Genomic DNA, 7308 nt, shown 5'->3' on the forward strand with positions numbered 1-7308 from the left:
GCCGTACGACTTGGAGAACACGTAGTCGACCTTGGCGTACCACTTGCCGTCCCAGCTGTGTTCCAGGTAGTTCTCCAGCGCGTAGTATTTACGCGACGGTTCCGGCATCGAGCAGTTCCCCGGCGATGAGCCAAAGGCGCCATTGCAGACCAGACCTACGCCCGTGTTCGGATTCCAGACGACCGGACCGCCTGGCTGCGGGATGTAATTGGTCTTGCCTGGATTGACCAGGCCCGGAACGATGTTAATGACGTTGCCGTTCGCATCGTAATTGGCGACGTCGGTGTCATCGACGAGATTGCCCGCCTTCTCCCAGGTCGCCTGCTCGCCCCACACCAGGCCGGTATCGCCCAGCGTCTTTTGGAAGCCCAGCACGTATTCGTCCTGGTACTGCGGCTTGAGGTTGGTCGAGGCGTAGTTCTTGATATTGCCATGCGAACCGCCGTTCTCGCCGTCCGCCGAGAAGAAGCCCGGCACCGGACCACCGGTCGGCGCGACGGGAACCACACTCAAGCCGGTCGGCTGGCCATTCGAAGTGATGCCCGTGTAGGTGTAGACCACGGAACCGTTGATCGAACCGAATTGCGGGTTGCGTCCGGCCAGACCCGCCGGCAACGCGAGATAGTAGCGCCCTGCGTTACCGAAGACCTTGAACGTGCTGTCGCCAAACACGTCCCAGCTGGCGCCGATGCGAGGCGCCCACTGCGGGCTGTTTTCCTTCACGTAGGCTTCGCCACCGGGTCCGGTGTTTTCGAATTGATCGTTGCGCAGACCCAGGTCGAGCAGCAGGTTGGGCATGATCTGCCAGCGGTCTTCCACGTACTGCGCCTTTTCGCGCGAAGCAATCGTCACGTCCGTCTGCACGATGGATTGCTGAACGTAGTTGCCCGTGACGTTGCCGGCACCATTGAGGAACGGCGCAGCGGAGACGGTCGATGGCGTACCGAAGAAGTAGTTCCAGGTGCCGCCGCCGATGGTCGTGGCGCCGTCGTTGTCGTCACGATACTGGACGTTGTCGATACCGAACTTCAGATCGTGACTGTCGGTGATCTTCCAATCCAGGTCGATGCGCAGGTTCTCGGTCTTGGTGGTGTGCTGCGGATTGGGAAGGGTCTGACTAACCAGTTGTGGCGCGGCAACACCCGGCGGCACGACAAACCCGGTGCCGAACGTGACGGGAGAAATATCGCCGCCCGCGAAGCTGCTGTAGTAATCCGCACCCATCAGTCCGTACATCACTTCGAGCGTGAGGTTGTCGGTGATGTAGGAGGTGTACTTCAGGATACCGATGTTGTAGGTATTCTTGAACAGTACATTCGGGGCGTAGTAGTTGGCGACCGACTGGTCCGAGTAGTTGTACTGGTAGAAGTTGCTGCTGGTTTCATTTTGCTGGCTTCTGACGCCGGTCAACTCCAGCACGTTGTTGTCGCTGATGTTCCAGTCCAACTTGCCATACAGCTTCGGACTGTTCGTGGCGCTCGTTTCATAGTAGCCCGAAGGCGACACCATGCCGTAGTTCGCCGCCACGCCAGTCGCCCCGGCGTGATCGTTGCTGTCGTGCTGCCATTCGGCCGTCAGGAAGAAGAACAGCTTGTCCTTGATCAGCGGGCCGCTGATGTAGGCGTCATACACATTTTCCCAGTCGCTATCCTGCTTGCGGCCCCTTTCGATCTGGCCGTAGCCGGGCTGATAGTTCGTGGTGCCCTGCGTAGGCGCCATGTAAGGCTTGCCGGGACTGACAACGCCGGTTGCCGGGTTGACGGTATAACCAAGTGCGCCTACCGGTGTCAGCGGATTGCTGTAATAAATGTTGTCGTACTGGCTTTCGGCAAAGGACGGAGCCCAGGACACGTACGCACCGGCATGCCACTGGTTGCTACCGCGCTGACCGATCTGGCTGATCACGCCACCTGTCGAACGACCGTATTCCGGGCCGTAACCGCTGGTGATGGTCTGCTGCTCGGCAATAGCGAAGTACGGCAGCCCGATGCCGCCTGCGCCACCGATCGGATCGGTGGTGTTGAAACCGTTGAGGTAATAGGCGTTTTCCACAACGCTGTTGCCGCCCATCGAAACCAGCGGCGAGCCGGTCGGACCCGTGCCCAGGCTCGAGCCACCCTGGCTCACGCCGGGGGCCAGCAGCGCAATGGCTTCAGCGCTGTGAGCGATCGGCAGGGTTTTCAGCTGCTGCGCGGTGAGCACAGAGGTTTGGCGGGTGGAGGATACGTCGATCGCAGGCACCGCGTTGGCGGTAACCGTGACGGTGGAGAGGTTCGCCACGTTCTTTTCCGCAGCAGCAGCGGCAAACGTCACGGGCGTGCCGCCTTGCACCGTCACCTGCACATGGCTCTGTGTAGACACCACGTTGCCGTTCTGCATCAGCGATACGGTGTAGTCACCCGTCGGCAACTGGTTGGCGCCGTAGCGGCCATCGCTGCCGACAGCGACAGTGCGGGTCAAACCAGTCTGGTTGTTGACGATGCGAACCGTTTCACCCGCCGCCACCGGCGCGGTACCAAATACGGAACCTGTTGTGGCCTGCGCCAGTATCTGTCCGGAAAACCCAAAACCCATCGCAACTGCAACAGCCAGCGCAGTGTGACGTACCTGCATCCTGTTCGATGCAGGCAAAAATTTCCTGTTGCTCATTAGACGCTCCCCAGCGGCAAGAAAATCAAAGAGGCAAGAAAACCACAACAAACATCTCGACCGACCGGTCCCGCCCGGCAGATCGAGCACAGACAGTTTTCCTTCCCCATCCCCAATTGCTTGAGCCGAATCTCTTAACGGCTCATTAGCATTTGGCACTCAGCCGCAACAGAAAGTCAACGACAAATAATTACGGGTGTAAGCAATATTCCATCGATCGCAATATTTCACGAAACGCAAGAATTAACGACGACCCCATAAAAGACTAAGGTCACTCCCCTGGTTCGTCCTCAAAGCGCAGGTGCTTGACGCTGCGGCCATTCCGTCGCACCAGCTTCAGCGCTTCAATGCCGATCCGAATGTGCGCCTCCACGTACTGCGTAGTAACGCTGCGGTCGCTCAATTCCGTCTTCACCCCTTCCGGAATCATGGGTTGATCGGAAACCAGCAACAGCGCACCGCAGGGGATGTGATTGGCGAAGCCAGCGGCAAAGATGGTAGCGGTCTCCATGTCTACCGCCATGCAGCGTGTGCGACGCAGGTATTCCTTGAAGCTCTCGTCGTGTTCCCACACACGGCGGTTGGTGGTGTAGACGGTGCCGGTCCAGTAATCGTGCCCCAGGTCGCGGATCATGGTGGAGACACCGCGCTGCAACTGGAACGCCGGCAGCGCCGGCACCTCGGTCGGCAGGTAGTCGTTGCTGGTGCCTTCACCGCGGATGGCGGCAATCGGCAGGATCAGGTCGCCGAGCTGGTTCTTCTTTTTCAGCCCACCGCATTTACCGAGGAACAGCGCAGCACTGGGCTGGATCGCGCTCAGCAGATCCATCACGGTGGCGGCATTGGGGCTGCCCATGCCGAAGTTGATAAGCGTGATGCCGTCAGCGGTCGCGCTGGGCATCGGCCGGTCGCGTCCCTGAACTTCCACGCCATGCCACTGCGCGAACAGGTCGACGTAATGACCGAAGTTGGTGAGCAGGATGTGGTGGCCGAATTGCTCCAGCGGCACGCCGGTGTAACGCGGCAACCAGTTGGTGACGATTTCGTGTTTGGTCTTCATGCAAGGCTCTTGTGTCGGCGCAGCGCACCGGTGTTGCGCCCCGGACGGTTTCACGCGCGCCACCTCGGAGCACGTAGGCTGGGATTTCATCCCAGCCTACGAAGCTGAAACTTCGCAATCGCTGTTGAAATCCCCGATCGCAGCGACCAGGTCGGTCACCGCGGCGCGCTCGGCTTCACTCAGGTCCGGATTCCAGCAGTCGAAGATCAGCACCACGCGCGTCTCGCCGCTGCGGTTCCACGCTTCATGCTCGAAGGTATCGTCGAACGTAACGCACTGGCCCTTCTGCCACGTGTGCACCTCGCCACCCACGCGCAACGCGCAATCGGCCGGCACGATCAGCGGCAGGTGGGTGACCAGGCGCGTGTTGGTCACGCCGGTGTGCGGCAGGATGTGCGTGCCCGGCCGCAGCACCGAAAACAAGGTTTCCGGCGCGTGATCGCGGATGCGCGACAACGGCAGGCGGTCGAGCAGCGAGGACGTGCGCGGGCAGGCCTGGTAGTGGCCGTCGTAACGCTCACCATGGCGCTGGAAGAAGTAGGCATCCCACGCCGCCGGCTGCGCCCCCGAGGAGCGCAGCATGTCTTGTGTTTGCGCTTCGGATGTTTCACCCAGAAAGGCTTCAAGTTGCTGCTCTGCCTGCAGCACGGCATGGAGCTCCTCGCACACCTCGTCGGTGGCCGATTCCAGCATCTCGTACCAGGGAAAACGCTCGCGCGGGTAATAGGGCTGGCTGGGGATATCCGGAAAATACAGAAACTTGGGCTTCTGGCGCGGATCGGGAATGCTGCCCGGCTGCAACCCAAGATAGATGTCCAGGCAGCGATGCACGCGGCGTAATTCGGCCGCGCCGTAGCGCTGCTGTAACGGTTCCAGCGCTTGCTGGAACAGCTCCCTGCGGCCGACGATGGCATAGCGCATGGCATGCTTGACGGCGTCGCGCAAACCGGGCGCGGTCGTTTCGTCGCTGAGCCAACGCCCTTGCGCCTGCGCGGTGCGCACCGCGGCGAAGTAGGCAGCGGTCGCTTCGTGCGTGCGTCCCAGCTGTTCCAGCGCCAGCCCCAGCCGCAATCGCATCTGAAACAGGGACGGCGCCTGCTGCAGCGCACGCCGCAAGGTATCGACCACACCGGCGAAGTCGCCTATCTCCCATTGCACGGCGCCCAACGGCTGGAGCACGTCCAGGTCGGATGGCCGAAGCCTTGCCGCGGTTTGCAGATAGCCCAGCGCGACCGCCCATTCACGGCGCTCATGGTGGCAGCGGGCCAAGAACTGCAGCGCTTCCACATCGTCCGGCGCACGTTCCAGCACGCCCCGGAATGCGCGCTCGGCCTGTGGCAACTCCCCCTGATTCAAGTGTGCGTGCGCAGCCTCGCGCCATTGCGCGAGGTCACCACCCCACGGTGCATTCATCGTTTCTACCCTCCCCAGGGCTTCAAGGCGCCCGCTCCGCTTGCGCGGCATGAAACCGGGCACCCTTGATGCATACTAGCTGCAATTTATTTCCGCACAATTCCGGGGAAACGGTTGGTGGGACGATTGACGGATCTGGATCCGCGCACGGCGCAATCCATCCAGGCGGCGGGCGCAGCCCTGGATGCGGGGAAGGCGGATGAAGCAAGCCGCCATCTGGCCGATGCAGCGGCTCGCCATCCGCTGCATCCGGAAGTACTGCGCATGCGCGCCGGCCTGCACGGCATGCGCGGCGAACACCAGCAAGCCTTGCAGTGCATGCGCCAGGCGCTTGCGCAGCGTCCCGACGACGCGCTTTACCACAACACGCTCGGCTCACTGTTGGGCCAGGCCGGCGATTACGACGCCGCCATCGCCAGCTTGCGCCGCGCCTGCGACATGCAACCGCAGTTGGCTGATGCCTGGTACAACCTTGGCATCATGCTGACGCGCAGCGTGCGTAACGACGAAGCCGCCGACGCGCTGCAACGTGCCGTGTCGCTGGCACCGCAGCATATGACCGCCCGCGCGCAGCTCGCCGATCTGCTGCGCATGCAGGGCCACTCTGCGCAAGCGGCCGAGCACTATCGCCGCATCATTGCCGAAGCACCGTGGTCCGGCATGGCGTGGTGGGGTCTGGCGGATTTGAAGACGCTGCGCCTGACGGACGACGACATCCGGCAGATGCAAAGCGCACTGGCTACCACTCAAGCGACCGACGAAGACCGGATGGCCATCGGCTTCGCGCTCGCCAAGGCGTTTGACGACCAGGGCCGCTATGCGCAGTCGCTTAATGCACTGGCCAGTGCCAATGCCATCGCACGCCGCCGTTACCGGTGGCCGCGCGAAGCGTTTTCCACCGGCATATCCATGGTGCTGCAGGCGTTCGAGGCGCCGGTCGCGAGCGCACCGGAGTCGTTCGGCCGCGAAGTGATCTTCGTAGTGGGCATGCCGCGTTCCGGCACCACGCTGGTCGAGCAGATACTGGCCTCGCATTCCAAGGTCGACGGCGCCGGCGAACTGGCGGATCTACCCGCCGTGCTGGCCGAGCAGTCGCGGCAAAGCAAGCTGCCGTTTCCGCGCTGGGCTGCAGCCATGACGCCCATCGATTGGCAACACCTCGGCCAGCGTTACCTGGAACGCACCGCGCATTGGCGCAAAGAGCGCCCGATTGTCGTCGACAAGCTGCCCGGCAACTGGATGTACATCGGCGCCATCCGCTCGATGCTGCCGGCGGCACGGATCATCGGCTGCCGCCGCGATCCGCTGGAAAACTGCTTCGCTTGCTATCGCCAACGCCTGCACAACAACGAGTACACGCGCGACTTCGAAGACCTGGCTGGTTTCTGGCGGGACTACGACCGCAGTCTTTCGTTCTGGAGTGCACGTGCGCCGGAGCGCGTGCTTGAGCACCGCTACGAAGCGCTGCTCGCCGAACCGGAAGCGCAGATCCGCAAGCTGCTGGATTTCTGTGATCTCCCGTTTGAAGAGCCGTGCCTGCGCTTCCACGAAACGCGCCGCGAAGTGCGCTCGCCCAGCGCCAACCAGGTACGCCAACCCTTGCGTGGCGATACCGCCCGCGCACCGCAATACGGCGCCTTGCTCGATCCTCTGCGCCGTGCGCTAGGGCTGTCGCCATGGCAAGCCTGACGCCCGCGGCCATGCACCCACTGGTTAGCCAGCTTGCCGGTTCATCGGCATCAGAATGGCTGGCCAATGCCCGCACGCTGATACTGCAGAGGAACCTGACCGATGCACTGGCGGTGCTGCGGGCCGGCGTGCAGGCGCATCCTTCCTCGACAGAACTGCAGCTGGCTCTTGGTGGCGCACTGCTGGAACAAGGCATGCCGCGCGACGCCGAGGACGTATTGCGCGCATTGCTCGCCGACCATCCGGCGCAGGCCGCCGCGGCGTTTTTGCTCGCACGGCTGCTACACAGCGAAGGCCGCGTTTGCGCGATGGCGCAAACCTTGTGCGCGCTGTTCACTCAGCCCGGGCAGGATCTCGAACATCGCATCCAGGCCATCGAACTGCTGGATGAAAGTGGGCGACAGGAAGACGCGATGGCCCTGTGCGAAGACTGCATCGCTACCGGCTCCACCGATGCGCGCCTGCACGTGCACGCCGGCCGATTGGCCGCGCAACTG

General features: G+C 62.5%; 5 protein-coding genes. 2 read left to right on the plus strand and 3 right to left on the minus strand.

What is annotated here, in order from left to right:
* The 3 genes from VMA74_RS17930 to VMA74_RS17940 form a co-directional block, all read right to left on the minus strand.
* On the minus strand, nt 1-2613 hold a 2613-nt coding region (locus VMA74_RS17930; RefSeq protein WP_325369446.1), incomplete at its 3' end, for a TonB-dependent receptor.
* 307 nt (nt 2614-2920) lie between these two features.
* On the minus strand, nt 2921-3709 hold the full coding sequence (locus tag VMA74_RS17935; protein ID WP_325369448.1) for an AMP nucleosidase: 789 nt from the start codon (nt 3707-3709) through the stop codon (nt 2921-2923).
* 96 nt (nt 3710-3805) lie between these two features.
* Nucleotides 3806-5122 carry an aspartyl/asparaginyl beta-hydroxylase domain-containing protein gene (locus tag VMA74_RS17940; RefSeq protein ID WP_325369450.1) on the minus strand — a complete coding sequence of 439 codons (1317 nt, stop codon included), beginning with the start codon at nt 5120-5122 and terminating at the stop codon, nt 3806-3808.
* Nucleotides 5123-5239: 117 nt separating this feature from the next.
* On the opposite strand from VMA74_RS17940, the gene VMA74_RS17945 reads away from it, so the two are divergent.
* Nucleotides 5240-6811 (plus strand): tetratricopeptide repeat-containing sulfotransferase family protein, encoded by a 1572-nt coding sequence (locus VMA74_RS17945; protein WP_325369452.1) that lies wholly within the window; start codon nt 5240-5242, stop codon nt 6809-6811.
* The coding region (locus tag VMA74_RS17950; protein ID WP_325369454.1) for a tetratricopeptide repeat protein at nt 6799-7308 on the plus strand (510 nt) is incomplete at its 3' end. The genes VMA74_RS17945 and VMA74_RS17950, both read left to right, overlap by 13 nt.

Origin of the sequence: Dyella sp. (genome assembly GCF_035508675.1) — a bacterium.
Taxonomy (GTDB): domain Bacteria; phylum Pseudomonadota; class Gammaproteobacteria; order Xanthomonadales; family Rhodanobacteraceae; genus Dyella_B.

Coding starts and splice junctions, on each gene's coding strand:
- VMA74_RS17935 (WP_325369448.1), bottom strand. CDS start 3,709: ATGAAGACCAAACACGAAATCGTCACCAACTGGTTGCCGCGTTACACC.
- VMA74_RS17940 (WP_325369450.1), bottom strand. CDS start 5,122: ATGAATGCACCGTGGGGTGGTGACCTCGCGCAATGGCGCGAGGCTGCG.